Source organism: Synechococcus sp. GEYO (assembly GCF_900473955.1).
Classification (GTDB): domain Bacteria; phylum Cyanobacteriota; class Cyanobacteriia; order PCC-6307; family Cyanobiaceae; genus Synechococcus_C.
The window spans coordinates 94,859-121,112 of sequence record NZ_UCNL01000008.1; the positions used below are offsets into that span (position 1 = coordinate 94,859).

Here is a 26,254-nt window from a genome sequence, read left to right on the forward strand (position 1 = left end):
AATGGTAGCCGTTGCTACAGAATTGACTGAGGTACTTCAGGAGCTCTCGATGGCCGTTGAGATCACCACCGCCGGGACCATGGCGATGTATTCGGGCAATGTGCTGGAGCGCCGGCAGCGTGCGGCCGCAGAATTCCTGGCCTGGGCGGAGCACCATGCCCATGACGTGCTGAGGCAGCAAGCAGCCCATGCTCAAGTTGAAGGCCATCCTGATCGGCTTGATCAACGCAGCGCTCTAGCTCAGCAACAGGTGTGTGCTCGCCGCCGTCTGCATGCCAAGCAACTGCATGACAGCGCCATGGCTCAGTTAAGGCACGCCTGAAGTGACCTGTCGCTAAGTGCTCACGATGGCCACAAAAAAAGGAGCCGTAGCTCCTTTTTGAACAACAGAAGCTGTCGATAAATGACCAATTAAGCGTCGTAGTACATCACGAATTCGTGTGGGTGCGGGCGCTGGCGCAGCTGCTGAACCTCTTCATATTTCAGGTCGATCCAGTTGTCGATGAAATCCTTGGTGAACACTCCACCTTCCAGCAGGTAGTGGTGGTCTGCGTTCAGAGCTTCGAGCGCCCCATTCAGGGATGCAGGCACAGTGGCAATCTTCTTCAGTTCATCAGCGGCGAGTTCGAACAGGTCAACGTCCACGCCGTCTCCGGGGTCGATCTGATTCTTGATGCCGTCGATGCCGGCCATCATCATCGCGCTGAAGGCGAGGTAGGGATTGGCCAGAGCGTCGCCGGAGCGGAACTCAAGTCGCTTGGCTTTCGGGCTGGGGCCGGTGAGAGGAATGCGAACGGCCGCGGAGCGGTTGCCTTCCGAATACACCAGGTTGACTGGAGCTTCAAAGCCAGGAACCAGTCGCTTGTAGCTGTTGGTAGTGGGGTTGGTGAAGGCGAGGAATGAGGGAGCGTGCTTGAGGATCCCGCCGATGTACCAGCGTGCAGTCTGCGAAAGGTTTGCGTAGGTCCCTTCCCCGAAGAACAGCGGTTGTCCTCCTTTCCAGAGGCTTTGGTGCACGTGCATGCCTGAGCCGTTGTCGTTGAAGACTGGCTTGGGCATGAAAGTGGCCGTTTTTCCGTACTTCTTGGCGACATTGCGCACGATGTACTTGTACGTCATCACGTTGTCGGCCGCCTGAATCAGCTCGGCGAACTTCATGCCAAGTTCGTGCTGACCAGCTCCGGCCACTTCATGGTGGTGCTTTTCGATGGGAATGCCCAGCTGAGCCATCATCAGCAGCATTTCCGAGCGGATGTCTTGGGCGGTGTCGTTCGGAGCAACGGGGAAATATCCCTCCTTCTCCTGGATCTTGTAAGCGAGGTTTCCGCCTTCTTCGACCCGCCCTGTGTTCCAGCCGGCCTCGATGGTGTCAACGCTGTAGAAGGATCCGCCTTCAGCGGAGTTGTAACGCACGTCGTCGAAAAGGAAAAACTCCGGTTCTGGACCGAAGAACGCTGTGTCAGCAAGACCCGTGCTGGCCAGGTAAGCGAGTGCTTTCTGGGCAAGTGCTCTGGGACAGCGCTCGTAGGCTTCTCCTGTGCGCGGATCCTGAATCGAGCAGATCATGCTCAGGGTTTTATGCCTGTAAAAGGGATCGATCCAGGCGGTTGCAGGATCGGGCACCATGGCCATGTCGGAGGCGTTGATCGCTTTCCAGCCTCGGATCGATGATCCATCGAAGGCCAGGCCTTCCGTGAACGATTCAGGTTCGATCAGGTCCTGACAGACGGTGAGGTGCTGCCACTTGCCGTGCAGGTCCGTGAACTTGAGGTCGATCAGTTCGATGCCTTCATCCTTGATCTGACGAAGCACGTCCTGGGCAGTTTTGGCCATGGCGGGGAATCGAGCCCATACAAGTCGCACCGACCGTAGATATCGATCCGCAGCTGTTTTGTATCAACGGGCACCTTTTTGCCTTCCTTCTCAGTTGGTGGCTTCAGAGAGCCACTTAGTAACCGTTTCTGTCAGATTGCTTTGATCGCCTTTGCTGAAGAAGGTTTCATCGCTTTGTCGGTGTTACCTTCCAACCAACGTGGACAGGGCTTGCATGCGCGATGCCATCACCGGGCTGATCGGGCAGTACGACCAGCTGGGTCGCTATCTCGATCGTTCTGCGATCGATCGCATCGAGAGCTACTTCGATGAAGCCGAAGTGCGTGTTTTGGCCGTTGAAATCATCAACCGTGAAGCTTCCGAGCTGGTGCGTGAAGCCAGTCAAAGACTCTTCCAGGCGGATCCGGAACTGTTACTTCCTGGCGGGAATGCCTACACAACTCGTCGTCTCGCTGCCTGCCTGAGGGATATGGATTATTTCCTCCGTTACGCCAGCTACTCCTTAATCGCTGGCGACAGCACGATTCTCAACGAGCGCGTCCTGAACGGTCTCGACGACACCTACAAGAGTCTTGGTGTTCCAACCGGACCAACTGTCAGGAGCATGGTGCTTCTGGCTGATGTCCTGTGTGAACGCCTTCTGAATGATGGTGTTCCTCAGGATCGTTGCGGCCTTGTGCGTCAGCCGTTTGAGCACATGGCCTCCGGTCTTGCGGCCAGCGACGTACGTCAGCGCTGATCGAAAGTCTCCGAATCATTTCAAGCGGCGTCGGAGTATCTGTTTGTGGCCAATTTCTCACCGATTGATGCGTAGGCTTCTCGCCATTGATTTCCGGTTCCGGCTTCGCCGATGACACACCCTCATCCTTCGGTTGACTCGTGCCATCGATCCTCCATCGGCCCGATTGACACACCCGACCGTTTGTTGCTGGGTCCCGGACCCTCCAATGCCCATCCCACAGTTCTTCAAGCGCTTTCTCGCACGCCAATCGGTCACCTCGATCCGCTTTACGTGGAGCTGATGGGAGAGGTGCAGGAGCTCTTGCGGTACGCCTGGCAGACCGATAACCGTTTAACCCTGCCGATGAGCGGTACTGGTAGTTCAGCCATGGAAGCCACGCTGGCTAACACCATCGAACCCGGGGATACGGTTCTGGTGGCTGTGAAGGGATACTTCGGGAATCGCCTGTTGGACATGGCCGGTCGTTACCGCGCCAACGTTCAGGTGATTGAGAAGCCCTGGGGTGAGGCATTCAGTCTTGAAGAGATCGAAGCGGGGATCAAGAAGTACAAGCCTGCAATCTTGGCGATGGTCCATGCCGAAACGTCCACCGGCATTTGTCAGCCGATGGAAGGAATCGGTGATCTGTGCCGAGAGCACGATTGCTTGCTCCTGCTCGACACGGTGACCTCCCTCGGTGGCGTTCCGCTTTACCTGGATGCTTGGAAGGTTGATCTGGCCTACAGCTGCAGCCAGAAAGGTCTCAGCTGCCCTCCAGGCCTCGGTCCCTTCACGATGGGTCCGCGTGCAGAGGCCAAGCTGGCTGCACGTCAAGACAAAGTCCCCAACTGGTACCTGGATGTTTCTCTGTTGAACCAGTACTGGGGGAGCGACCGCGTGTACCACCACACCGCCCCCGTCAACATGAACTTCGGCATGCGTGAAGCGCTTCGTCTTCTGGCCGAAGAAGGACTGGACAACGCCTGGGCCCGTCACCGCCGCAACGCGCAAGCCCTCTGGACTGGCCTTGAATCACTCGGTCTGGAAATGCATGTGCCTGAAGAGCTGCGATTGCCGACGCTCACCACGGTTCGCATTCCCGAGGATGTGGACGGCAAAGCTTTCTCTTCTCACCTTCTCAACAGCCACGGCATCGAAGTCGGTGGTGGACTCGGTGTGCTTGCCGGCAAGATCTGGCGGATCGGTCTGATGGGCTACAACTCCACTCCTGAAAATGTGGATCGTCTGCTCAATCTGTTCGAAACCGAACTGCCTCGGTTCCGCCAGAACGCTTCCGTCGCTGCCTGAACCAGCGCCCCAGCAAAGCGGATGCTTCAGGTTCCATCACGCCCCCAATCACCTGCATGTGATGGTGCGCACTGGGATGTTTGGAGAGGTCAATTGTGCTTCCCATGCCACCACGTTTGGGATCGTGCGCTCCATAGATCACCTGACCAATGCGTGCCTGGACCAGAGCTCCTGCGCACATCGGACAGGGTTCCAGCGTCACGATCAAAGTGCATTGATTCAGTCGCCAGTCGCCAAGGATTAAGGATGCCTGTCGCAGAGCCACGAGTTCCGCATGCCCGAGTGGATCGGAAGCCCATTCGCGTCGATTGCTGCCGTGGCCGATGCATCGTCCTTGCGCATCCAGCACCACTGCACTGACAGGGATCTCTCCCGATGCACCAAGACGCTCTGCTCGCTTGAGCAGGCGCTGCATCCAGGCATGGATCTCGGTGTTCTCCAGTTCGACTGGTGTCAGTCGCACCTCCAACCCCATCGTGCAGAGGCGTCCAATGTGCCATCGCAGGTGAGAATGGCTGTTCCTTCCGCTTCCTCCTTGTTCGGATCCTCCAGGACTTCATCGGCGGCATCGACTGCGACGGAACTGTCCGCATTTGCCTCTTCAGAGGCCTTGGATCCGCTGTTGCAGCGGTTCCTGGAGGAGGCCAGCGCTCGCCTGTGTGAGTGGCTCGGTTCAGCTTCCAAACGATCGCCGCTGCCAGCTCTGCGGCTGCTCCCCGAGGCGTTCCCAGAGCCTCAGGGTGTCGGGGCGGACCGGCTGCTGGATGACCTTCAGCAGTTGATGGATGGTGCTTACCAGCCCAACCATCCTGGCGCCCTCGCGCATCTGGACCCTCCTCCGAACACGGCATCGATCGCTGCCGAACTGATCTGTGCCGGACTCAACAACAACCTGCTGGCAGAGGAACTCTCACCCAGCCTCAGTCAACTGGAGCGTCAACTCTGCAGCTGGTTCGCTGCACGTTTTGAATTGCCCGATAGCGCTGGTGGAGTCGCCGCGAGCGGAGGCTCCCTCAGCAATCTCACCGCTCTGGTGACGGCCCGTCATCGGATGGGGCTGGACCATGACCCAAATGCGGTGATCCTGATCAGTGATGACGCCCACGTGTCACTGGAGAAGGCGGCCAGAGTTATGGGGCTCAGGCCTGACGGCATACGGCGTGTTCCTGTGGATTCCCGGGGATGCATGCTGATTGCAGACCTGCAAGAGCATCTGCAGGAGCTGAAGCAGAACAACAGGCCTTGCATCGCAGTAGTGGCGACAGCTGGCACCACCGTTCGTGGAGCGATCGATCCGATTCCCGCTCTGGCTCAGTTCTGCAAGGACCAGGGCCTCTGGCTGCACGTGGATGGAGCGATTGGTGCTGTTTTTGCACTGTGTCCTGGCACCGCGAGCCTGATGGCTGGGCTTGACCAGGCCGATTCCATCACCGTGAACCCTCAGAAGCTGCTCGGAATCGCCAAGACCTCGTCGCTCCTGCTGGTTCGAGAGCAGTCAGCTCTTCAGGAGACATTCCACACTGGCCTCCCCTACATGGAGCCCGCCTTCGCTGTTGCCCATGGTGGTGAACTGGGTCTCCAGGGAAGTCGCCCTGCAGAGATCCTCAAGCTCTGGCTTGGGTTGCGTCAACTGGGTGAGCAGGGGATCAATGCAGTGCTGGAGAAGGCTCTGTTGAGACGTCAGCACCTGGAACAGGGTCTTGACTCCTCTGTCTTGGAGGTCACATCAGGCCCCCTGCACTTACTGGCCTGTGCTCCGCTTGGAGCTGATCCAGCGCGTTGCGATCACTGGACAGCGGCTGTGCGACAACGGCTGCTGGATCGGCAGATCATGGTGTCCAGGCCCGTTCATCAAGGGCGGCATCGCATCAAAGTCGTGCTCGGTAACCCCCACACCTCCAATGCGCTGATCGACCAACTGGCGGCCGATCTGAACGATTGCTCACGGGAGATGGTGTGATGCCAGTAGCTCAGAACAAGCGAGGACGCTGGGTTGCCATCGTGACCGGAGCCATGTCAGTGCTGATTGGTGTGTTGTATCTCGGTCTGATCACAGTTCTCGATAGCCGCGGTCCGATGCGTCCTCCGCCGCCCGAGGCCCTGGCCGGGGCGGAAGTCGTTTCTTTGCCTCCTGCTGGAGGGGCTCCACCACCCGCCGCAGTGCCGCCTGCAGAAAGTCTTGCAGGGAGCGATCCCGCTGGTTGAGCTCGTAGTGGTGCTGAACCACGTCCTGAACTCCGCCATCGCCCCAGTCCTGATCCTGTTGGAAATAGGTCATGAAACTGGCACCCGCGATTCTGGTGAGCCATCCGGCTGCCACACCCTGCACCGCCCGACCGAGTAACAGGGTCGGCAGGTTCACACTCAGTGCGGTGCCGATCAGAGCCACTCCGCCTTTGACGACACCCAGCCCCGCAAGGGTGCGACCCACTGAGACGGCCAGCTCCTGAGCCCTGCTCCGGGTCAGTTGGATGCCATACACCGCTCCCAATTCCATCACCATCTGGGCATTCACAGCAGCGGTGCCCAGTAAATCCACTCCAGGCAGTGGTGTGGCGGCGACGACACCCGCACTGATCCACGTGTAGCGATCAATGATTCTCTGGGCTTCATCGGTGCGCTGCCGGTCGAGCAGATCCCGACCAGCCGAGCCCAGATCTTTGCATTGCAAGAGGATGTTGTCTGCCAGGAGTTCCTCGCCATCAGCATGCAGCACTGCGGCTAACCGTCTCACCAGCAGCCCGATCTCGGCTGGTGGCTGAACGGGCCGTTGGCCAGGGCGAGGCAGAGACTGGGGGCGTGCACTGGCAGGAATGACATCGTTCGGTTGCAGCCATTCCTCGCAGCGTTGCCGCAATAACTGAAGCAACCGGCGTTCCTCCTCCTCACCTCTGAGATCACATTTATTGAGCACCAGCACGAGACGCTTGCCCAGTCCTGACAGGCTCTGAACCACATTGAGTTCGCTCTTGCGCAGATCGCCATCCACCACAACGATCATGAGATCGGCTCTGCTGGCTTGGCGACGTGCTTCTTGCTCGCGTCCCCTCCCTTCCTGTCCTGCTTCAAGGATTCCCGGCGTGTCCACCAGAAGCACCCCACGCTCGAGACCTTTTAGCCGGAGCCGGTAGCTGCGACTTTCACTGGTGGAACCCATGGCGGCACCGACATCGCCGACGATCTCTTTGAGCAGGGCTCGGATAAGAGACGTCTTGCCACTGGAGCCGGTACCGAAGACCACAAGTACGAGATCACCGCGTTCCAGTTCCCTGGCGACCCGTTGCCGTTCCTGCAGGAGAGACTCACGTGCCACATCGTTCTGAAGTCGTTCCAGCAGACGATCCACGCTTGACAGGCTCTGTTCTGCTGCATCTCGACTGCTCGTCGGTGCCGGTCTGTCCTGAGGCGATGACGCGTCCCGACGTTGACGCTGTGTGCGCCACTGACGCAGCCATGGCAGGCCAACCTGAATGACGACCGCCACCAGCAGAACCGTTCCGATCAGCAGCACCGGGCCGACCAGCCAGGGAGGCAGCCAGTAACTCAGATCCCAGAGCAGGTTTCGGATTCCCTGCAGTACAAGGCCAATCACCATGAGGGCGATCAGACCGGCGGCTCCAAACAGAATCCAGCGTGTCGATCCCTTCATCCGCCGTTGAGCCCTCCTCGTCCCGCCGCGCGGATGATGTCAGCCCAGAGCGATGCCGCAAGGGCGCTGGAGCTTTTGGAGGGGCTGTTGTCGTCATTGCCGAGCCAGATGCCAAGCACCCAGCGCCGCGAGGGTTCATAGCCCACGAACAGTAGATCCCGGCCTTCATTGGTGGTTCCGGTTTTGCCGCCTTCCTGTCCCCCTAGCGATGCAGCAGTGCCGGTGCCACTGCGCACAACCGCGCGCAGCAAGGCCTGCATCTGAGCCGCACTGTCGCTGCGTACAGCCTGGCGTCCAGTGTTCACCTGGCGCTGATCATCGCCAGCAAGGCTTCCGCAGCTACGCAGATTGTCCTCGCGACATGTTTCCGCATCGAGCAGACGACGAATCGTGTTGGGGGGTCTCCATTCCCCCTTGTTGACAATGGCTGCATAGGCTCCAGTCAGCTCAATCAGTCGCACTTCGCTCTGGCCGAGTGCGAGTCCAGGAACTGGATCAAGCGGTGTGGTGATGCCCAGGGCTCTGGCTTGGCGAACCACCTGTTCAAGTCCCACCCGCTGTGCAAGGCGCAGAGCCGCAGTGTTGTTGCTGGATGCAAAGGCGTTGGTGAGGCTGAGGCGACCTTTGCAGCTGCTTTCAAAGCGTTGCCCTCTCCAGTTCAGAGGACTGCAGTCAATGGTTTCGCTGGGTTTGATTCCCCTTTCCAGGGCCGCCAGGTAAGTCATCAGCTTGAAGGTGCTGCCAGGCTGCCTCATGGCCATGGAGGCACGATTGAACTGACTGAAGCGATAGTCACGTCCGCCGGCGATCGCCAGGACTCCGCCTGTGCTGCTGTCGATCACCACGGCGGCCCCTTCACTCACTCCGAGTCCTCCCGCATTGCTGACCACATTGCGCAGTTGTCGTTCAATAACCGACTGCAGCACGGGGTCAAGGTGGGTTTCGATCAGGAAATTCCCTTCAGCGGCAACCTCCGGACCCACAAGTGCCGTCAGGTCCCTGCGCACCTGATCGGTGTAAAAGGGTGCTGATCGGGTCAGAGAAGTCCTGCTGCAGGCCTCGGGTGCGAGCTGGATGGGTTGACGTCGTGCCAGACGAGCGGCGTCGAGTGAAAGTCGACCGGAATCCGCCATCTTGTTGAGCACGCGGTTGCGAGCTTCAAGGGCTCGCTGGGGGTGACGGCAGGGATCGTGACCATTGGGTGATGGCAACAGTCCCACAAGCAGAGCGGCTTGTTCAACGCTCAGATCAGACGCTGATTGATCAAAAAAGGTCTGAGCGCTGTCTTCGAATCCCCAGCCCACCCCGAGGTAGACCCTGTTGAGGTAGCTCAGCAGCAGCTCGCCTTTGCTGAAACGGCTTTCCAGTTGCAGCGCCACGAGTAGTTCGCGCCATTTACGGCCCAGGGTGTCGCCCTCTCCGACCAAGTTGGGGTAGAGGCTCCGAGCCAATTGCTGGGTGAGGCTGCTGCCACCTTCGAGAACTCGTCCGCCGGCCAGGTTGGCGGCGAAGGCACGCAAGCTTCCGATCGGATCAACCCCTGGATGCCACCAGAAGCGGTTGTCCTCACTGCTGAGCAAGGCATCGACCAACAACGGAGAAAATGCGTCAAGGCTGTTCAGTTCACGGTGTCGATTGGAATCCACCGACTTGAGCGGTTTGTTGTTGCCGTCGTAGATGGCCAGTGGTCCGCGAACGCTGGCCAGTCGTCCACGCACCGGCAAGTTGATGGTGGCCAGAGCTAGGAGCAGTCCTGCCCCGCCCAGGCAGCCCAGGATGCAGATCCCCAATGACTTCCGAATGCGCTGATGCAATCGTTGGCTCGGGTTCTCAAAACCAATCCAGGGGGTATTGGTGTCTTGGGTCGGGGAAAACCTGATGCAATCGCCGTTTTGGAGCACCAGTTGTTGCACACGTCGCCCTTGCCACCACAGCCCGTTGGTTGACCCTTGATCCTTGAGAATCCAGTGTCGGCCTTGCTTCTGTAGCAGCGCATGTAGGCGACTGACTGCCGCATGGTCGATGCGGATCTCCACGTTTGGATCGCGTCCAATTCGATAGCCCTCGCCGTGCAGAGGCAGGGTGCGCTCAGAGCGATCCTGCTGATGAATCGTCAGCAGGGCTAATCCACTTGGTTCAGCCGTTGCTCTGCTCATGTCTGTTGCTAAAAGCGTCGATGGCAAAGCAGAGGACTGCCAGGTTGATGGCGATATCCGCCCAGTTGAAAATCGGAAACTGGATCGGCACCAGTTCGAGAAAATCGGTCACATGGCCAAGACGCCAGCGGTCGATGCCATTGCCAATCGTGCCTCCGAGCAGAAAGCCGAGGGCAAGCCCCATCCAGAGACCTCTTCTGGCCTCCCGCCAGATCCAGATGCTCACGCCGACGGCGACCACCAGGCTGAGAATCCCCAGGATCAGGGAGGAATCTCGGAACAGACTGAAGGCAGCACCGGTGTTGCGCACCAGATTCAGTTTCAGCAATCCGGGAATGAAGGTCCTCGTCTCCCCTGAGAGCAGGGTTCCTCGGGCCCAGTGCTTGCTTAGCTGATCCAGCACCACCATGAGCACACTGAGCGCAACGACGCTGCCGCGTCGCATGCTTTGAGCTGGTCGGCTGTTCATGGCATGGTTTCGGATCATTCCACCCAGAGCACACGACGGGTCACGCGTGCGATCAGCCCAGCGGCGCAACACAGGGCGAGCTGGGCTGCCAGGGGCCCGAGGCTGTACCCGAACACAAGCTCGATCAGGGGTTCATTCCAGCGATTCAGTGCAGCTCCCAGAACAAGATTGAGCAGACCGCAGACCTGGATGGTCAGCAGGCCGGCCATGGCTGCCAGAGTCAGTCTGGCGATGTCATTCATGCCGTTCTGCTGGGCCAACCGACCGGTCAACCAGGCGGCAGGGACGAATCCAGCCAGATATCCGAATCCAGGATTCAGTACGTAAGCGAAACCACCACCTCCGTGGAAAACAGGCAGGTCCACCAAGCCGATGGTCAGATAAGCCACTGAAGCGATCACGCCCGCTCGTGGACCCGCTACAAGGGCACAGACGAGTAGTGCCGGAACCTGCCAGGTGCTGGGTAGACCCAGCAGAGCCGGGGGTAATTCAGGCAGAGGCAGAAGCAGGGAAGTCGGAATCAGGCTTCCAACCAGGATCAGAAGCAATCCGGCAAGAGCGCCGCTCCAGGTGGCCAGTGCCCGCACGGGCAATCGTCAGCTCGCTCCATCTTGCTGTAAGAGAGATGCATTGCCCAGCAGAGATGTCCGTTTCCATTGGTGACCAGGTGCGACTGGTTCGCCCTCAGACCTTTTTAAAAACAGCTGATCCAATGCCGATGCTCAGACCTCCTGATCTTGTGGCCCACAACGAGATCGGCAGGGTCATGGCACTGCAGCCGGCTGAAACTGCGGCGGTGCGCTTTGCCAGGGGCACGTTTTTGCTGTCGATCGAGCAACTCACGCTTGTGAGCCAAGACTTGAACAAAGTCTCGGATCAGGATGCCCCATCGGACTCAGCAGGCTTATCGGACTCCGATGCTTTATCAGAGACGCATGCATCTGCTGATCCATCCGACTGATCCGTCTGACTGATCAAGGCGCGTTGCCTTCAGCAAAAGCGCTGAGGGTCCATTGTTTCTCCAGAGATGCCAGGGTTTCCGCGGGGCCGCACAAGCTGAGTTGCGGACTCTGCAAATGGCGTCCTGCTGCGTCACGCAGATCACTGGCCCGCAGCTGATCTAGTTGGTTGAGGCAGCTCTGGTCATGGTCATCAGGGAGATTCAGACCACGAAGTTGCGCTCTCCGCTCCGCCCTCTGGCCAGTGGTCTGGGAGCCGTGAGCCAGCTGCCCCTTGAATTTGGCCTTGGCGAGCTTGAGATCGACCTCAGAAATGCTCGTCTCCATTAGCTCAATCCAACTTTTAAGCAGGAGTTCGAGCGATAGTTCCGCCCTGTCGACTCCGGTTGAGGCATGCATCACGAAGGGTGCCGCTCCAGCGCGTGCCGGGTGATGGACACCCACGTCGTAAGCAACGCCATGCTCCTCCCGAAGCCGTCGGAACAACAGGCTGGACATGCCTGAGCCCAGGTGGGCCTGGAGCAGCCTCAGTGCCAGGTCGTCCGGGTGACCGTGGGGCAGAGCGGCTTGCCCAAGCATCAACACCACCTGTTCGGTGGCGAGGGACTGAAGCCCTAGCGAAGGTCTTTCGCCATGGTCCGATTCCAATGATGCTCGGATCGCTGATCCGGCTTCTGAGGAGCTGGATTCGCTCTTGCTTGTGCCGAGCCAGTCCACCAGTTGCGCTTGGGCCTGATCAGGAATCGTTCCGGACAGCGCCAGCACCGAGCCTCGGCTTTCGAGATCTGAGGCAAGGCTGGTCAATTGCGCTTTCTGAAGATGTTCGAGGTCGATACCGATTCCGAGTGGATCGTGTCCGTAGGGACCCTTGCCATAGGCCAGCTGTCTCCAGCCATCAAAGGCGCGATGGAAGGGATCCTCTCTCTGTCGTTGAAGGGCCTGCAGGCTCAGATCTCGCTCCAGTTCGATCTGACTTTCGTCCAGATGCGGCTGGCGCAGCATCCAGCCCAGTGCAGGCAACAAACGATCGGCATCAATGTCGCGGCACTTGAGACTGATCAGAATTCCGTCTTCATGGGTATCACAACGAAGACCGGCGCCACAGCCTTCAACGAGATCCGCCAGTTGCAGATGATCGACAGGACCGCATCCCCGGCTGAGCACTGAGCCCAAAAGCTGATGCCCGCCCCTCTGCCCGAGCGGATCAGCACTGCTTCCCCGCCGGATCCAGAGCTTGGCGGAGAGCACACCGGTCGTGGTCACCGGATCGAGAACGAGATCACAGCTGGAGCTCAAGCGTTGTCCTCCGATCGGGCAATCAGGGTGAAGCTGTGTTGGGGTTGCAGGAGGGGCATGACCCGTTCCCGCAACGTTGAAGCATTCCAGTGCATCAGGTCCTGAAGTGGAGCCAGAAGGTCTCGGTGTCGTCCCCAGAGTGTCTGTGAACCGGCACTGGCGGCAACAGCTCCAGGCGCTTCGAGACTGAAGCGATGACCGTTGCCGACCAGTTGCAGCGCGCGATGAAATTCCTCATCCGTGATGGCCGTGGTCAAGCTGCTGTTCAGCTGTTGGTGGATTTCCATCTCCACACGTTCGATCTGTTCGGCGGGGCAACATGCCTCAAGCATCACCAGGCTTCCCTGTTCCAGCGTGGTGACATCCATGTCGATGGATTCAACAATTTGAAGCTCTTCGCGCAGCTTCTGCACCAACCGGCTGCGCCGACCCTCGGCAAGGATGGTGGTGGCCAGATCAGCACCGGCGATTGCCAGCTGATCGTCTGCAGAGGAAACGGGCCAGACCATCATCAATCGTGCTGCTTCCAGTCGAGGGAACGTTCGGCATTGCCGTCCGCTGTGAAAGCTCAGTGAAGATTGGCTCCTTGTGTTCTTATTGGAGTCCATCAATTTGTCCAGCGCCGCAAGCGGGCTGCTGAGCACGTGACTGATCAGACCCTCCTCGAGGGCTCCAGCTACCGAGAGGCAGCAGTTGGCTCCTTGGTACCTGCGATGGTGGTAACTCCTCATCCCACCAGGGCTCATCTCTCGCAGGCTGTTCTCCCAGCCGAGAATGGGTCTGCCATAGGAGTGGGGAGCACAGCAGAGTTCCAGCAGGGTCTGCAGCACTTGGTCATCAGGCTGATCTCTGTACTGGGCGATCTCCTCGAGCACCACCTCGCGCTCCATTGAGAAGCTGTCCTGCTCGAGAGCCGGATCGAGAACGAGATCCAGAAGTAAATCGAGTGCTTCCTTCGATTCCGCGCTGGGCACAAGCACGTGGTAGTGCACGTCATCAAATCCAGTTGCTGCGTTGCTGCTGCCACCCAGCGCTTCAATTCTCCGGTCAAATTCACCTGGACCCAGCCTTCGGCTGCCCTTGAACACCATGTGTTCGAGGAAGTGAGCCATGCCCTCCTCACCGCTTCTCTCCCAGGCGCTTCCGCCTCGACACCAGAAATCGAGGCAGGTGAGTGCCGCATCGGGGATGGAGGCAGTCACAAGGTTGCTGCCGTTGTGAAGCGTGCGGTGTTCGAGCACCGGACCGGATGGGATCGCAGTCAGGGTCCCGTGGCAAAGTCCCATTCTGTGCAATTACGGATCGGATTGATGCCAGCGTCCCCGAGCGGTCAGGAGATGCACCCGCTGGTGATGGCTCTGGCTGCTCGCATTCGTCAGTGCAGGGACGGCTTTCCGGAGCTCAATCCACTCATGTTGTCGACTGACCTCGAGGAGATCATCGGCACGCTGGATGGCGAGGCTCTGTTCATCACCAATGAGGTGCATTCCTGTCGTGGACTGCGCAAACTGCACCTGGAAATCGCACGACTTGGACTCGGGCTGCAGATCCTTCATTGCGTCTTTTTCCCCGATCCTCGCTTTGATCTGCCGGTGTTCGGCGCCGACATCGTTGCCAGCCCCGCCGGAATCTCCGCAGCCATCATCGATCTTTCCCCGGTTGGTGATCAGCTTCCCGAACGCATTGAGCGTGGCCTTGAAGCCGCTGTGATCCCTGCCTTTGAACAGGTGCGCGAACTTCCCACTTGGGCCACCATTTTCTCGCCGTTTGTGAGATTCATTCGCCCCGTGAATCAACAGGAAGAGGATTGGTTCGTGGAACTGGTTGACGATTACCTCCAGGTTCTGGGCGATGCCGTGCAGGCTGCAGAGCCCGATGACCCAAGTGCTCCTTCTACTCTGGCCCGATATCACGGACAGGTGTCCTATTGCCGGCAACAGAAACGCAACGACAAAACGCGGCGGGTTCTGGAGAAAGCCTTCGGGACGGTCTGGGCGGATCGGTACATCGAGGAGCTGCTGTTCGACGAGCCACCGAGTCCCTGAGTGGATTAAGTCGGATCTGGCTCGGCGTAGGTGCCCTGGCAATACTTGCTGTTGCTGGTGGAGTGTTCATGCTGCGTCGACCGCAGACACCCATCCCTGCAGCTGCTACGGAGGAGGTCGCAAGCCGACAGCCCGAATCGGTCGCTGCCCTCGGAAGCCTCAGACCTGCTGGTGAGGTACGTCGTCTGGCGGCACCGGTGAGTGGCTTCGGGGGCTCACCGAGGGTGTCTTCACTGTTGGTGAATGAAGGCGATCCGGTGCGCAAGGGTCAAGTTCTTGCTGTGTTCGACAACCGGCCGAAGATTGAAGCGGATCTCGCTGCAACCGACGCCAAGATTCTCACCGCTGAGACGGAGATACCGCTGAAGCGAAGAGAGGTTGCCCGTTACGCACAGGGCGCCGTTCAGGGTGCGGTGGAAGTTGTTGTAATGGAGGAAAAACAGAACCAACTCATCCTGCTTGAGCGCAAAAAGGCTGAACTGATCGCCGAGCGCGGAAAACTAGAAGCTGATTTGAACGACAGCGAACTTCGTTCTCCAATTGATGGAACGGTTCTCAAGCTGCGTGTCCGGGTGGGTGAGCGACCTAGCGCCGATGGTGTCTTGGACGTTGGTGCGAGTCAGTCGATGGAGGCTCTGATCGAGGTTTACGAGTCAGATATCAACCGCATCAAGCTTGGCGAAGCGGTCACGTTGATCAGTGAGAACGGCGGTTTCGAAGGGGATCTCGAGGGAACGGTTGCACGCATCAGTCCTCAGGTGCGACAACGACAGGTTTTGTCTACGGATCCGACCGGTGATGCGGACGCCAGGATCGTTGAAGTGTTGGTCAGCTTGGATCCAGGATCCACCCAGCGTGTTTCAAGACTCTCGGGCTTGAAGGTGATCGCCCGATTCGGATCCTCATGATCGGTCGCTTCCTGAGCGGGCGAGGGATTCCACTGGCTTCACTGATGCTGGTCAGGCAGCCGGTTCGTCTGGCTGTTGCACTGGCTGGCATCAGTTTCGCGGGAATCCTGATGTTCATGCAGCTGGGATTCCGCGACGGCCTCTTTGATGCCAGTGTCACGGTGCATCGCCTTTTCGACGCTGACATTGTTCTGATCAGTCCACGCTCGACCAGTTCCGTGAGCATGGCTGGCTTTCCCCGGCGTCGTTTGGTGCAGACCATGGCCCTGCCCGAGGTGCAAGGAATCACGCCAGTGCACTGGAATCTTCTGCTCTGGCGCAATCCCCAGACACGCGGCACCCGATCGATCCTTGCCCTTGGTTTTGAACCGGGTGATCCACTGTTTGTGGACCCAACCCTGGCGCCCAAAGCTCAGGTGTTGACTCAGAAAGGTCGGGTTCTGTTCGATGAGAAGTCGCGTCCTGAGTTTGGGCCGGTGGCCGAATGGTTCCGAGATGGTCGAACCGTTGAAAGTGAGATCTCAGGGAAAAGGGTGCGGGTGGCCGGTTTGATTGAGCTCGGCAGCTCCTTCGGTGCTGATGGCAATTTGCTCACCAGCAGCGAAAGCTTTCTCGAGCTCCTGCCCAACACGCCCCCAGGAAGCATCGAAGTTGGACTGGTTCGGTTGCAGCAGGGAACGGACGCCGAAGCGGTGGTGCAGAAACTCAATGCTCTGCTCCCTGAAGACGTCACGGTTCTCACCAAGCAGGGTTTTATTGATTTCGAGCAGAACTACTGGCGCACAAGCACATCGATTGGCTTCATTTTCACCTTGGGTGCTGCCATGGGCTTTGTTGTCGGCTGCGTGATCGTTTATCAGGTGCTGTATTCCGATGTCAGTGACCATCTGCCGGAGTACGCCACGTTGATGGCCATGGGCTACAAGCTCAGAACTCTGCTGGGTGTGGTTGTGCGCGAGGGGCTTCTGCTTGCGCTCTTTGGATATTTGCCGGCTTATGCCGCCGGGCAAGGTCTCTATCTGCTGGTGAGAAGTGCCACCGCACTCCCTGTGGCGATGGATTTCAGTCGAGCCATCACGGTGTTCAGCATGATCCTGGTCATGTGCATGGCTTCGGCAGGTTTAGCCATGCGCCGTCTGGTGGATGCCGATCCGGCGGAGATCTTCTGAGACCATGACGGTTCTTTCTCATCCAGCTCAACACCAAGGTGCTGATGTCGTCAGCACGGTGAAGATTGAAAATCTCAGCCACTGGTACGGACGTGGGTCAATGCGTCGGCAGGTTCTTCTGTCGGTTGATCTTCAGATCTCAGCCGGCGAAGTGGTGCTGCTGACCGGTCCATCAGGGTGTGGCAAGACCACTCTGCTCACCTTGATCGGCGCGCTTCGACAAGTCCAGCAGGGGGATGTTCGCGTGTTTGGACAGCAGCTCCAGGGTGCTGACCGGGGCCAACGACAGTTGCTTCGCCGCCGGATCGGCATGATTTTCCAGGGCCATAATCTTCTGCGTTGCCTCACGGCCGAGCAGAACGTGCAGATGGGAGCTGATCTCCTTGAGGGCTTCAGTTATCGCGGTCGCCGTGATCAGGCCAGAGAGTGTCTCAGGGCCGTAGGGCTCGAGGATCACCTCAGCAAGCTTCCTCAGGACCTCTCGGGTGGTCAGAAACAGCGCGTGGCCATTGCTCGTGCACTGGCTGCTAGGCCCCAGCTGCTGCTTGCCGATGAACCGACGGCAGCGCTGGACAGCGGGACCGGTCGTGAGGTTGTGGAATTACTCAAGCGCCTGGCTCGCGAGCAAGCCTGTTCGGTGTTGATGGTCACCCACGACCCGCGCATTCTTGATGTTGCTGACAGGCTGGTGAAAATGGAGGATGGCCGTTTGCTTCAGCCCATTGAGTAAGTTGGGGTGAACTTCAAGAAGCTCCGGACTCCCGAATGGCCAAGCGCAGAAACCTCAAGAAGGAAAAGCAGGAGCGCAATCGCGCCTACGCGCGCAAATTCAAGAAGCGCAAGATGCGCAATGACGGCCGTGGTGAAGGTGCCGGCAACGGTGTGACAGGCACTGCCAACAATGGTGGCGCTGCAGACTGATCTGTTTGCAAACAGCTTGTTCAGAGGGAGCTGAAGGCTCCCTTTTTTCTTGCCTTTAGGCTGACTCACAACGGCTCATCGTGCGGGCGGATGTTCATCAGCGTCGTGATTCCCACCTACAACAGACGCGACATCCTCGAGAAGTGTCTGCGTTCTTTGGATTGTCAGAGCGCTTGTTCAGAAATTGATGAGTATGAGGTTGTCGTGGTGGATGACGGATCCACCGATGGCACGCCTGACTGGCTCAGATCATCGGCAGGGGCATTCTCTAAGGTCCGTTTGATTGAGCAGAGCCATGGGGGACCTGCCGAGGGACGCAACCGTGGCGTTGCTTATGCCCGGGGCGATGTGATCGTCTTCATCGACAGTGATCTGGTCGTCACGCCGACATTCCTGGCCAGTCATGCGCAGGCTCTTGCGAGGCAATGGCAGCGTTCCGGAAACCGTCTCTGCTTCACCTACGGCGCAGTGATCAATACCGCTGATTTCGACAATCCAACAGGAGAGCGTCACAAGTTGCGTGATCTGTCCTGGGCTTATTTCGCAACTGGAAATGTCGCGATCGATCGACAAGTGCTGGAACAGTCTGGCCTGTTTGATACGGGATTCAGGTTGTACGGCTGGGAGGACCTCGAACTGGGTGAACGTCTCCGCCAGATGGGAGTGCAGCTGGTTCGCTGTCCTGAAGCCGTTGGTTATCACTGGCATCCCGCTTTTCGCCTTGCGCAGATCCCTGACCTCATCAGGGTCGAACGGGAACGCGCCCGCATGGGGCTTGTGTTTTATCGAAAGCATCCCAGTCGCAGGGTGCGAATGATTATCCAGTTCACCTGGATGCATCGTCTGCTCTGGGGTCTGCTGACGTTGGGGGGCTTGCTCAATGAACGCAGCTTGCGACCAGTGCTGGCCTGGTTGATTCGCCTGGGTCAACCGTCGCTGGCACTTGAGCTGCTGAGACTTCCACTCAACCGCATCGGTGTGGAGGCTTTGTTTCGAGAAGCGCGTCAGGCCGGGCTGTCCTGAGCCGGTACTTTGTTAAATTCGCCAGGTCCTTTCAAACCGCACACCTGTCTGTTTCGGGTGCTGGATGTGATCTGAACCCCGGTTCACCACACCATCCCTGACAGGTGGAGGCGAACCCGAAACCTCAACACAACCATGGCTGTCGTCACTCTCGCCGAGATGATGGAAGCTGGTGCCCATTTTGGTCACCAGACCCGTCGCTGGAACCCCAAGATGTCGCGCTACATCTATTGCGCGCGCAACGGAGTTCACATTATTGATCTTGTGCAGACCGCTGTCTGCATGAACAATGCCTACAAATGGACGCGCACCGCGGCCAGAAGCGGCAAGCGTTTTCTGTTCGTTGGCACCAAAAAACAAGCGTCCGAGGTGATCGCTCATGAAGCGGCACGTTGTGGAGCGTCCTATGTGAACCAGCGTTGGCTGGGTGGAATGCTCACCAACTGGACCACGATGAAGGCCCGGATTGATCGCCTGAAGGATCTGGAGCGGATGGAATCCAGCGGTGCGATCGCCATGCGCCCCAAGAAGGAAGCCGCTGTGCTGCGCCGGGAGCTTGATCGTCTTCAGAAGTACCTCGGTGGTCTGAAGAACATGCGTCGTCTGCCCGATGTGGTGGTCCTGGTGGATCAGCGTCGCGAGACCAACGCTGTTCTCGAGGCCCGTAAGCTCGATATTCCTCTGGTGTCGATGCTTGACACCAACTGCGACCCCGATCTCTGCGAGGTGCCGATTCCTTGCAATGACGATGCTGTGCGTTCCGTGCAGCTGGTGCTGAGTCGCCTCGCTGATGCCATCAACGAAGGCCGTCATGGTTCCAACGAGCAGCGTGGCGCCGACAACCAAGGTTGAGTCGCCTTAGCCGCTAAGTTCACGCCGCCCTCCCGCCAGAGCGGGAAGGCGGATCTTTTTGTCCCAACGTCCTCCACCAACACATCCGATGGCTGCTGCCGTATCCGCCAAGCTCGTTAAGGAACTCCGCGACAAGACCGGCGCTGGAATGATGGATTGCAAGAAAGCTCTTGCAGCAACAGATGGTGATGCCGACAAAGCCGTTGAGTGGCTTCGTCAGAAAGGTATCGCCAGCGCCGAAAAGAAATCTGGTCGCACTGCCGCTGAGGGTGCCATCGGCAGTTATATACACACGGGAGCCCGCGTTGGTGTGCTGATCGAAATCAACTGCGAAACCGATTTCGTTGCGCGTGGCGACCTGTTCCAGGAATTGCTCCGCGACGTGTCCATGCAGGTGGCTGCCTGTCCTGGTGTGGAGTACGTCACCACCGATGAGATTCCTTCAGAGATCCGCGAGCGTGAGAAAGCGATCGAAATGGGCCGTGATGACCTTGAAGGCAAGCCCGAGAAGATGAAGGAGAAGATTGTTGAGGGTCGCATCAACAAGCGCCTCAAGGAACTGGCTCTGATGGAACAGCCCTTCATCAAGGACAGCTCGTTGACCGTGGCGGAGCTCGTCAAACAGACAGCAGGCAAGATCGGCGAAAACGTCAAGGTGCGTCGATTCACCCGCTATACCCTTGGAGAGGGCATTGAGATTGAAGAGTCCGACTTCGCTGCAGAAGTCGCCTCCATGTCGAAAGGCTGATCTTGACGGGATTGCCTGGGAGTCGTCATGCGCACGATCCAGGCGTGCAGCTTGCACGTCTGGAAGATCGCTGTAACTCTTTGGCACCCCATCTCTACAGAGAGCAGGCTCAGTATCTGGAACAGGTGCGTCGGATCTTGCCCACCGCAGTCAAAGCTGCGATCCGCCACTTGCTCTGCTCGCTTTCGCCTCTGCAACGCGCATCGCTCTCAGACCGCCAGACGGTGTTGCAGCAACGCATTGATGCACTCGTTCAGCGTGCTTCATCGATGATCACGATCGAGCAGTTGCTTGTTCTGGCCTTGCGCCTTCATGACGAAGATCGGCGGTCCCGCATTCAGCAGGTTCAAAATCTTGCGGATCGAGCCACCAGCAGCGTCGAGCCACAGAACCAAGATGCATCGTCCCAGGGAATTGAGCTGGGACTGGATCTGCCTCTGGAACGTCCCGATCTGCTGGAGGGTCTGCTGCCGAACGATCCGCCTTCCTCAGCGGATGATTCGCTGGATCGTCCTGAAGCGATTGATCCTCAGTCACTAACATCACCTGATCCAGGAGCCGAGCTGTCGGAACTGGAGATTCTGCGGTCGCTGTTTGTCATGGCCGGTGAATCATTGGATCAGGGTGAGTCCTCCCAGGAGTTTCAGAGCGGTCTCGAAGCCGACGATTCCCTTCTTCCCCAGGCAGCCCAATCCAGCGATCAGCTGATGCCATCGACAGCAAGCGGTTTGTTGAGTTGGATGGATTCAGTCGATTCCGCCTTGATTCGCAGACTCCGTAACGTGTCCCACGCTGTGAATGTTGAGCTGATGCGAGCGGGGGTCACGCGCAGCTTGCTTCCCATTCAGCTTTTAGATGCCGTTAACACTGGTCAGCTGCCATCACAGTCAGCACCCTCCAATGTGCTGAGGCTGACGCTGCCTCTTTCAATGGTCAACGACGACCAGGCGATGGACACGGCCTGCGTCTTGATGCGCCCGTCCGAGCTTGAGTTCGATGACCATGTTCTGAGACGCAGTCGCAGTCGTCTTCGATTGCAACGTCGTGATCTAGGCAGTTTGCTGCTGAAGGAGCGACACTGGCAGCGTCGCGCCAGTGTCCGAGAGGTCCAGAACGATTGGTGGCCCAACCAGCCGGAGACTCCTCAACTCAGTTGAACGCCGGCCTGGATTATCAGGCTCTTGAGCGGTTTCTGGTGTGGATCCGACCTCTGCAGCAGGCGTTGTCACTGGAGGTAGACCGCGGTTTCAGCAATCTTCAGGGCCGCAACGAACGCTTTGACAGCTTCATGCAGCGCGAGCTGGGAACGCCTCCGCAGATCCCTTTGCCAGGCGATGTTCCGCCTCGGCTTCTGGCTTTGGCGAAGGACTTCGCCGACTACGCATCCCTTGATGATGCAGCCCGCCGCCGACAGGTCACCGTAGTTAGGCAATGGCTGCATGCTCTGCGCCAGCGGCTGGAGCCATCAGCACCCATGGCTCCACCGCGTCTGAAGGTTGCGCAACGATCTTCGTCGTCTGCTCCATCCACGCCTGCCGCACCTGGTCTCGACAGTCCACTCGCTCAGGTGAAAGGTATCGGGCCGAAACTCGCAGAGCGACTGGCCAGTCTGGGGCTATTGCTGGTGCGTGATCTGATCCTCCATTACCCCAGGGATTACGTCGACTATTCGGCGCTGCTACGCATAGATGCCCTTGTGCCGGGTGAAACAGCAACGATCGTGGCCACGGTGCGTCGCTGCCATGGCTTCACCAGTCCCCGCAATCCCAACCTGTCGATCATTGAGCTGCAGCTTCAGGATCCAACAGGGCGGATCAAGGTGACCCGGTTCTTGGCTGGAAAGCGGTTCAGCAATCCCTCCTATCTGCATGGTCAGACCCGTCAGTACCCCAATGGAGCCACGGTGGCCGTCAGTGGTCTGGTCAAAAGCGGGCCTTATGGAATCAGTTTTCAAGATCCACTGATCGAAGTGATGGAAAGTGCTCAGGCACCGCTTCGTTCCAGCCGCATAGGCCGGCTGCTGCCTGTATATCCACTGACGGAGGGGCTGACCGCGGATCGCTTCCGTTCGCTGATCGAACGCGTTCTGCCTTCGGTGCGTCTTTGGCCAGAGCCCCTTCCCCGGGGCCGGCGTGATGCTCGGCAGCTGCTCAGTCGCGATCGGGCCTTGGTGGCGATTCATTGTCCTGAGTCATCTGATCAACTTCAGCAGGCCCGGCATCGCCTGGTCTTTGACGAGTTTCTGTTGCTGCAGCTCGGCTTGATGCAACGCCGCGCGGCGTTGAAGCAGCGCTCCGCTCCCTCCCTGAGCAGCAGTGCCTCGGATCGTGACGGGTTGCTGGGTCGGTTCCTCACCATGCTGCCGTTTGAATTCACTGCAGCGCAGCAGCGGGTGCTGGCGGAAATCGAGTCAGATCTGAACCGCCAGGAACCCATGGCTCGACTGGTTCAGGGAGATGTCGGCAGCGGCAAGACGGTCGTTGCCGTGGCTGCGCTGTTGAGGGCCATTCAGGCTGGATGGCAGGGGGCAATGATGGCCCCAACGGAGGTTCTTGCTGAGCAGCACTACCGCAGCCTCTGCGGATGGATGCCGGCGCTGCATGTCACCGTTGAGCTGTTAACGGGGTCGACACCACAGAAGCAACGGCGCAGGATCCTCGCTGACGTTGCCTCTGGGGCGTGCAAAATTCTGGTTGGCACCCATGCCCTGCTGGAGGACCCGGTGGCCTTCTCCCGTCTTGGCCTCGTGGTGGTCGATGAACAGCACCGCTTCGGTGTGCGTCAGCGCAACCGTTTGCTCGGTAAGGGTCTGCAACCCCATTTGCTCACCATGACGGCTACGCCAATCCCTCGCACCTTGGCGCTTTCGCTGCATGGTGATCTGGATGTGAGTCAGATCGATGAATTGCCACCCGGCCGGACGCCGATTCGTACCGCCATGATCACCGGTTCGAATCGCGACGAGGCTTACGACTTGATCCGGGACGAGGTGGACAAGGGCCAGCGGGCCTATGTCGTTCTGCCTCTGGTGGAGGAGTCCGAAAAGATGGATCTGCGCTCAGCAGTGGATGTGCACCGACAGCTTGCCGATGAGGTGTTTCCTGATCTTCAGGTGGGTCTTCTGCACGGTCGTCTTGCAAGCGCCGACAAACAGGCTGTGATTAGAGCTTTCGCTTCTGGGGAGACCAAGGTTCTGGTTTCGACCACCGTGGTGGAGGTGGGCGTGGATGTGCCTGAGGCCAGTGTGATGGTGATCGACCATGCTGATCGTTTCGGTCTTGCGCAGTTGCATCAGCTGCGTGGTCGTGTCGGCCGAGGCGCAGCGGCCTCCCACTGCCTGCTGATCAACGACAGTCGCAACCCGCTAGCCCGCCAGCGTCTTGAGGTGCTGGTGCGTTCCACCGACGGTTTCGAGATCGCTGAAATGGATCTGCGCTTGCGTGGACCTGGCCAGGTCCTCGGCACCCGTCAATCCGGCCTTCCGGATCTAGCGCTCGCAAGCCTGGCTGATGATGGATCTGTGCTTGAGGAAGCGCGAGAAGAAGCTGCCGACATCCTGCGTGAAGATCCTGAGCTCAGAGACTATGCCGTGCTCAGGCGTCTTCTTGATGAGCAGCGCAGTCGTGTGACATCTGCGGCTCAGCTCAATTGAAGTCCATCGTCGCTGCTGTTGATCTCCCCATACGATGGCTGCCTTGCGTTCTGAGGTCGGATGCGTCGTCCCTGGAGCGATGTGGTGATCGACGACTGTGGTGAGCCGCTTGTTTCGCTCAAGCCACGTTTCCTGTGCCTTGAGCCCCATCCCTATGCCTGCGTCGGCGCACCGTATGGCGAAGATGCAGATCCCTATCGATTGCGTTCCGGCGTTCTCAAGCGGCTGATTGCCGCACAAACCCTTCTGTCGATGCGCAGTGACCCTGAGGTCGGCACGGTGCAGCTGGCGATTTTTGACGCGTGGAGACCAATCCGTGTGCAGGCCTTCATGGTGGAGCACGCAATTCAGGAGCAATGTCGCTCCCAGGGGTTTGATCCTTCAGACCCGTTGATGGCTGCAGCTCTTCAACAGGTGCAAAGCGATGTGGCCAAGTTCTGGGCTCCTCCGAGTCCTGATCCCTGCACACCCCCTCCACACAGCACCGGTGGCGCAGTCGATCTCACCCTTGCAGATAGCTCTGGAGCTCTGCTCGAGATGGGTGGTGACATCGATGCCATCGGCGATCAGTCCATTCCTGATCACCACGCCAAGGAGGCTGAAGAGAATCCCTACGGTGAGGTGGCTCGCTGGCACGGTCGTCGTTGTCTGCTCAACGAAGTGATGACCAAGGCTGGTTTTGCCAGACATCCCAATGAATGGTGGCATTTCAGCCACGGAGATCAACTCTGGGCCTGGCAACAACAGACCCCCGGAGCGATCTACGCCTCCGTTTCCAGGAGTTGTTGAACCAACTCGTCTCCGAGCCTGTTGACGTGAGCTCCAAAACTGCGCCTGACCCCGCACTGTTTCCAGTTGATCAGCAAGGGCTCAAGAGTTGATTCCAGTTGATCAAGGGGCATCTTCTGCAGGAAGGGCCTGGCGAGCACCTGAAGATTCGGAGTCCCACCCAGCCAGAGCTGGTATTGATTCAGGCCACTGCCCACCAGAGCGAGTTCGGCCATGTAAGGCCGGGCGCAGCCATTGGGGCATCCGGTCATGCGCACCAACACCGATTGGTTGATGCCCAGTTTTTGCAGTAACGCATCCAGGCGATCGAGCACATCGGGGAGAATTCTCTCGGCCTCTGTGATCGCCAGCCCGCATGTCGGAAGAGCTGGGCAAGCAATCGCATGACGTGCCAGTGGGGCCGGTTCACCTGGAAGTTCAAATCCCAGTTCGGCGAGTTCCTGCTTGATCGATGTTTTCTGTGCAGCCCCGATGTTGCAGAGCAGTAGGTCCTGATTGGCCGTGAGTCGGACCTCGAGTTGATAGGTCTGCACAATCTTGCGCAACCCTTTTTTCACTGCACCTTCCAGTCGTCCGCACATCATCGGTAAGCCAACGAACCAGAGGCCTTTCTTCTGACGGTGCCAACCCAGATAGTCCTGAAGCTTGGCAACCGGTTCCTGGCGGATCCCCTTCAGATCACCTTTGAAGTAGTGCTTGCGCAGAGTTGATCTGAACCAGGTGATCCCCCGCTGATGCAGGAGATATTTCATTCGGGCGTGCTTGCGGACTTCCCGATCTCCATGGTCCCTCTGCAAAGCCATGATCGCCTGCAGCAGATCGAAGATGTCCTCTGCTTTCACGTACCCGAGGACGTCGGCGGTTCTTGCAAACGTGTCTTCCTGGTTGTGGGTTCGGCCCATGCCGCCACCCACGTAGACATTGCAACCTTTCAGTGCTCCTGAGGCATCGACAAAAGCCACAAGACCGATGTCCTGCGTCAGCAGATCCACTGAGTTATCACCGGGCACGGTGACGGCGACCTTGAATTTGCGCGGCAGGTAGGTGTCGCCATAAAGGGGTTCCGCTCCGCTGCCCGAGAAGACTCCTCCCTTTTGCTGGCGGGTGCGAGCCTTGCTGACCGTTTTGGCTGGTTGAAAGCGATAGCTGTGGTCACCATCAATCCACATGTCCAGATAGGACCCCTCAGCTGCTTCAGGACTGAGCAGATCAGCGATTTGATCAGCGAGCGCACGTGCGGCGGGGTAAGCACCCTTCTCGAACGGCGCAGGGGGCGCCATCACGTTTCGGTTGATATCACCACAGGCGGCGAGAGTTGAGCCCAGGTTGGTGATGATCGTGCCGATCACAGTCTTCAGGTCACCTTTGGGCACCCCATGCATCTGAAAGGCCTGTCGGGTGGTGGCGCGCAGTGTGCCGTCGCCGTAGCGGTCGGAGAGGTCATCCAGAGCTGCGAACAGGTCAGCTGGAACCCGACCACCTGGGTTGCGCAGCCGCAGCATCATCTGCCAGCAACGCACCTTGTCGGTTTTGCGAAGTTCGCGATGGTTCTGTTGATAGCTGCCGTGGAATTTCAGCAGCTGAACCGCATCCTCACTGAAACGGATGTCGTCGTTTAGCAGTTCCGACTGGAGCGGTTCGCGCAGATGACCGCTGTAAAGCTTCCTTTTCTCAGCTTTTGACAATGCTGTATCGATCGACTCTGTGCGCGCTGCAGGCCCATCCAGCACAGAAGACACGACGGCCTCCTGGGCAT

At 58.6% G+C, this 26,254-nt stretch carries 25 protein-coding genes; 16 read left to right on the plus strand and 9 right to left on the minus strand.

The features are described from left to right. Positions 1-49 precede the first annotated feature (49 nt). On the plus strand, positions 50-322 hold the full coding sequence (locus tag DXY37_RS07650) for a hypothetical protein (protein WP_115126466.1): 273 nt from the start codon (positions 50-52) through the stop codon (positions 320-322). An 89-nt stretch (positions 323-411) separates the two neighbouring features. Here the strand turns inward: DXY37_RS07650 and glnA are convergent, their stop codons facing one another. Then, positions 412-1,833, minus strand: coding sequence for a type I glutamate--ammonia ligase (gene glnA / locus DXY37_RS07655; protein WP_067097422.1), 1,422 nt, complete (start codon positions 1,831-1,833; stop codon positions 412-414). 214 nt (positions 1,834-2,047) lie between these two features. Here glnA and DXY37_RS07660 point away from each other — a divergent pair, with 214 nt between their 5' ends. Continuing rightward, positions 2,048-2,572, plus strand: coding sequence for an allophycocyanin subunit beta (locus tag DXY37_RS07660; RefSeq protein ID WP_115126117.1), 525 nt, complete (start codon positions 2,048-2,050; stop codon positions 2,570-2,572). A gap of 111 nt (positions 2,573-2,683) precedes the next feature. Further along, entirely contained in the window at positions 2,684-3,862 is a 1,179-nt protein-coding gene (locus tag DXY37_RS07665; protein WP_115126118.1) for an alanine--glyoxylate aminotransferase family protein, read from the plus strand. Here the strand turns inward: DXY37_RS07665 and tadA are convergent. Next, positions 3,804-4,337 (minus strand): tRNA adenosine(34) deaminase TadA, encoded by a 534-nt coding sequence (gene tadA / locus DXY37_RS07670; RefSeq protein ID WP_115126119.1) that lies wholly within the window; start codon positions 4,335-4,337, stop codon positions 3,804-3,806. The two genes, DXY37_RS07665 and tadA, sit on opposite strands and share 59 nt — an antisense overlap. A 36-nt stretch (positions 4,338-4,373) precedes the next feature. On the opposite strand from tadA, the gene DXY37_RS07675 reads away from it, so the two are divergent. After that, a complete protein-coding gene (locus DXY37_RS07675) occupies positions 4,374-5,822 on the plus strand; it encodes an aminotransferase class V-fold PLP-dependent enzyme (RefSeq protein WP_115126120.1) in 1,449 nt (482 codons plus the stop codon). Between the two features lie 90 nt (positions 5,823-5,912). Here the strand turns inward: DXY37_RS07675 and DXY37_RS07680 are convergent, their stop codons facing one another. From DXY37_RS07680 to DXY37_RS07695, 4 genes are read right to left on the minus strand one after another with little or no spacing between them, the layout of a single operon-like run. Then, positions 5,913-7,511, minus strand: a complete 1,599-nt coding sequence (locus DXY37_RS07680) for a YcjF family protein (RefSeq protein ID WP_115126121.1) — start codon at positions 7,509-7,511, stop codon at positions 5,913-5,915. Continuing rightward, positions 7,508-9,667 carry a transglycosylase domain-containing protein gene (locus tag DXY37_RS07685; RefSeq protein ID WP_115126122.1) on the minus strand — a complete coding sequence of 720 codons (2,160 nt, stop codon included), beginning with the start codon at positions 9,665-9,667 and terminating at the stop codon, positions 7,508-7,510. Before DXY37_RS07685 ends, DXY37_RS07680 begins: the two co-directional genes overlap by 4 nt. Next, positions 9,648-10,136 carry a signal peptidase II gene (lspA, locus tag DXY37_RS07690; RefSeq protein WP_115126467.1) on the minus strand — a complete coding sequence of 163 codons (489 nt, stop codon included), beginning with the start codon at positions 10,134-10,136 and terminating at the stop codon, positions 9,648-9,650. The genes DXY37_RS07685 and lspA overlap by 20 nt, the downstream gene beginning before the upstream one ends. Before the next feature lie 14 nt (positions 10,137-10,150). Beyond that, positions 10,151-10,723, minus strand: coding sequence for a biotin transporter BioY (locus DXY37_RS07695; RefSeq protein ID WP_115126123.1), 573 nt, complete (start codon positions 10,721-10,723; stop codon positions 10,151-10,153). 56 nt (positions 10,724-10,779) lie between these two features. Here DXY37_RS07695 and DXY37_RS07700 point away from each other — a divergent pair, with 56 nt between their 5' ends. Further along, the gene (locus DXY37_RS07700) at positions 10,780-11,097 is read left to right on the plus strand and encodes a DUF3148 domain-containing protein (protein WP_115126468.1); all 318 of its coding nucleotides are present in this window, start codon (positions 10,780-10,782) and stop codon (positions 11,095-11,097) included. Between the two features lie 13 nt (positions 11,098-11,110). On the opposite strand, the gene DXY37_RS07705 is transcribed toward DXY37_RS07700, so the two are convergent. Both DXY37_RS07705 and DXY37_RS07710 read right to left on the minus strand, forming a co-directional pair. Further along, positions 11,111-12,391, minus strand: a complete 1,281-nt coding sequence (locus DXY37_RS07705; protein ID WP_115126124.1) for a pitrilysin family protein — start codon at positions 12,389-12,391, stop codon at positions 11,111-11,113. Next, on the minus strand, positions 12,388-13,677 hold the full coding sequence (locus DXY37_RS07710; protein WP_115126125.1) for a pitrilysin family protein: 1,290 nt from the start codon (positions 13,675-13,677) through the stop codon (positions 12,388-12,390). Before DXY37_RS07710 ends, DXY37_RS07705 begins: the two co-directional genes overlap by 4 nt. Before the next feature lie 24 nt (positions 13,678-13,701). Here DXY37_RS07710 and DXY37_RS07715 point away from each other — a divergent pair, with 24 nt between their 5' ends. The 11 genes from DXY37_RS07715 to DXY37_RS07765 all read left to right on the plus strand — a co-directional run bounded on the left by DXY37_RS07715 (position 13,702) and on the right by DXY37_RS07765 (position 24,498). Beyond that, complete coding sequence (locus DXY37_RS07715) at positions 13,702-14,436, plus strand: phycocyanobilin:ferredoxin oxidoreductase (protein WP_115126469.1); 735 nt, start codon at positions 13,702-13,704, stop codon at positions 14,434-14,436. 68 nt (positions 14,437-14,504) lie between these two features. Further along, a complete protein-coding gene (locus DXY37_RS07720; RefSeq protein ID WP_115126126.1) occupies positions 14,505-15,344 on the plus strand; it encodes an HlyD family efflux transporter periplasmic adaptor subunit in 840 nt (279 codons plus the stop codon). Continuing rightward, complete coding sequence (gene devC / locus DXY37_RS07725) at positions 15,341-16,513, plus strand: ABC transporter permease DevC (RefSeq protein ID WP_115126127.1); 1,173 nt, start codon at positions 15,341-15,343, stop codon at positions 16,511-16,513. Before DXY37_RS07720 ends, devC begins: the two co-directional genes overlap by 4 nt. Positions 16,514-16,517: 4 nt before the next feature. After that, on the plus strand, positions 16,518-17,243 hold the full coding sequence (locus tag DXY37_RS07730; RefSeq protein ID WP_115126128.1) for a DevA family ABC transporter ATP-binding protein: 726 nt from the start codon (positions 16,518-16,520) through the stop codon (positions 17,241-17,243). Positions 17,244-17,278: 35 nt separating this feature from the next. After that, positions 17,279-17,434 carry a hypothetical protein gene (locus tag DXY37_RS07735; protein WP_006850288.1) on the plus strand — a complete coding sequence of 52 codons (156 nt, stop codon included), beginning with the start codon at positions 17,279-17,281 and terminating at the stop codon, positions 17,432-17,434. 90 nt (positions 17,435-17,524) lie between these two features. Further along, the gene (locus DXY37_RS07740) at positions 17,525-18,457 is read left to right on the plus strand and encodes a glycosyltransferase family 2 protein (protein ID WP_115126129.1); all 933 of its coding nucleotides are present in this window, start codon (positions 17,525-17,527) and stop codon (positions 18,455-18,457) included. 135 nt (positions 18,458-18,592) lie between these two features. Beyond that, positions 18,593-19,309 (plus strand): 30S ribosomal protein S2, encoded by a 717-nt coding sequence (gene rpsB, locus DXY37_RS07745; protein ID WP_067097378.1) that lies wholly within the window; start codon positions 18,593-18,595, stop codon positions 19,307-19,309. An 88-nt stretch (positions 19,310-19,397) separates the two neighbouring features. Beyond that, positions 19,398-20,057: a translation elongation factor Ts gene (gene tsf / locus DXY37_RS07750; RefSeq protein ID WP_115126130.1), complete on the plus strand. Its 660-nt coding sequence runs from the start codon at positions 19,398-19,400 to the stop codon at positions 20,055-20,057. A gap of 2 nt (positions 20,058-20,059) precedes the next feature. Then, complete coding sequence (locus tag DXY37_RS07755) at positions 20,060-21,214, plus strand: hypothetical protein (RefSeq protein WP_115126131.1); 1,155 nt, start codon at positions 20,060-20,062, stop codon at positions 21,212-21,214. Next, positions 21,175-23,709, plus strand: a complete 2,535-nt coding sequence (gene recG / locus DXY37_RS07760) for an ATP-dependent DNA helicase RecG (protein WP_115126132.1) — start codon at positions 21,175-21,177, stop codon at positions 23,707-23,709. Before DXY37_RS07755 ends, recG begins: the two co-directional genes overlap by 40 nt. A 60-nt stretch (positions 23,710-23,769) precedes the next feature. Continuing rightward, the gene (locus DXY37_RS07765; RefSeq protein WP_115126133.1) at positions 23,770-24,498 is read left to right on the plus strand and encodes a M15 family metallopeptidase; all 729 of its coding nucleotides are present in this window, start codon (positions 23,770-23,772) and stop codon (positions 24,496-24,498) included. Here DXY37_RS07765 and DXY37_RS07770 read toward each other — a convergent pair. After that, the gene (locus DXY37_RS07770) at positions 24,471-26,228 is read right to left on the minus strand and encodes an NADPH-dependent assimilatory sulfite reductase hemoprotein subunit (protein ID WP_244277046.1); all 1,758 of its coding nucleotides are present in this window, start codon (positions 26,226-26,228) and stop codon (positions 24,471-24,473) included. The two genes, DXY37_RS07765 and DXY37_RS07770, sit on opposite strands and share 28 nt — an antisense overlap. Positions 26,229-26,254 lie beyond the last annotated feature (26 nt).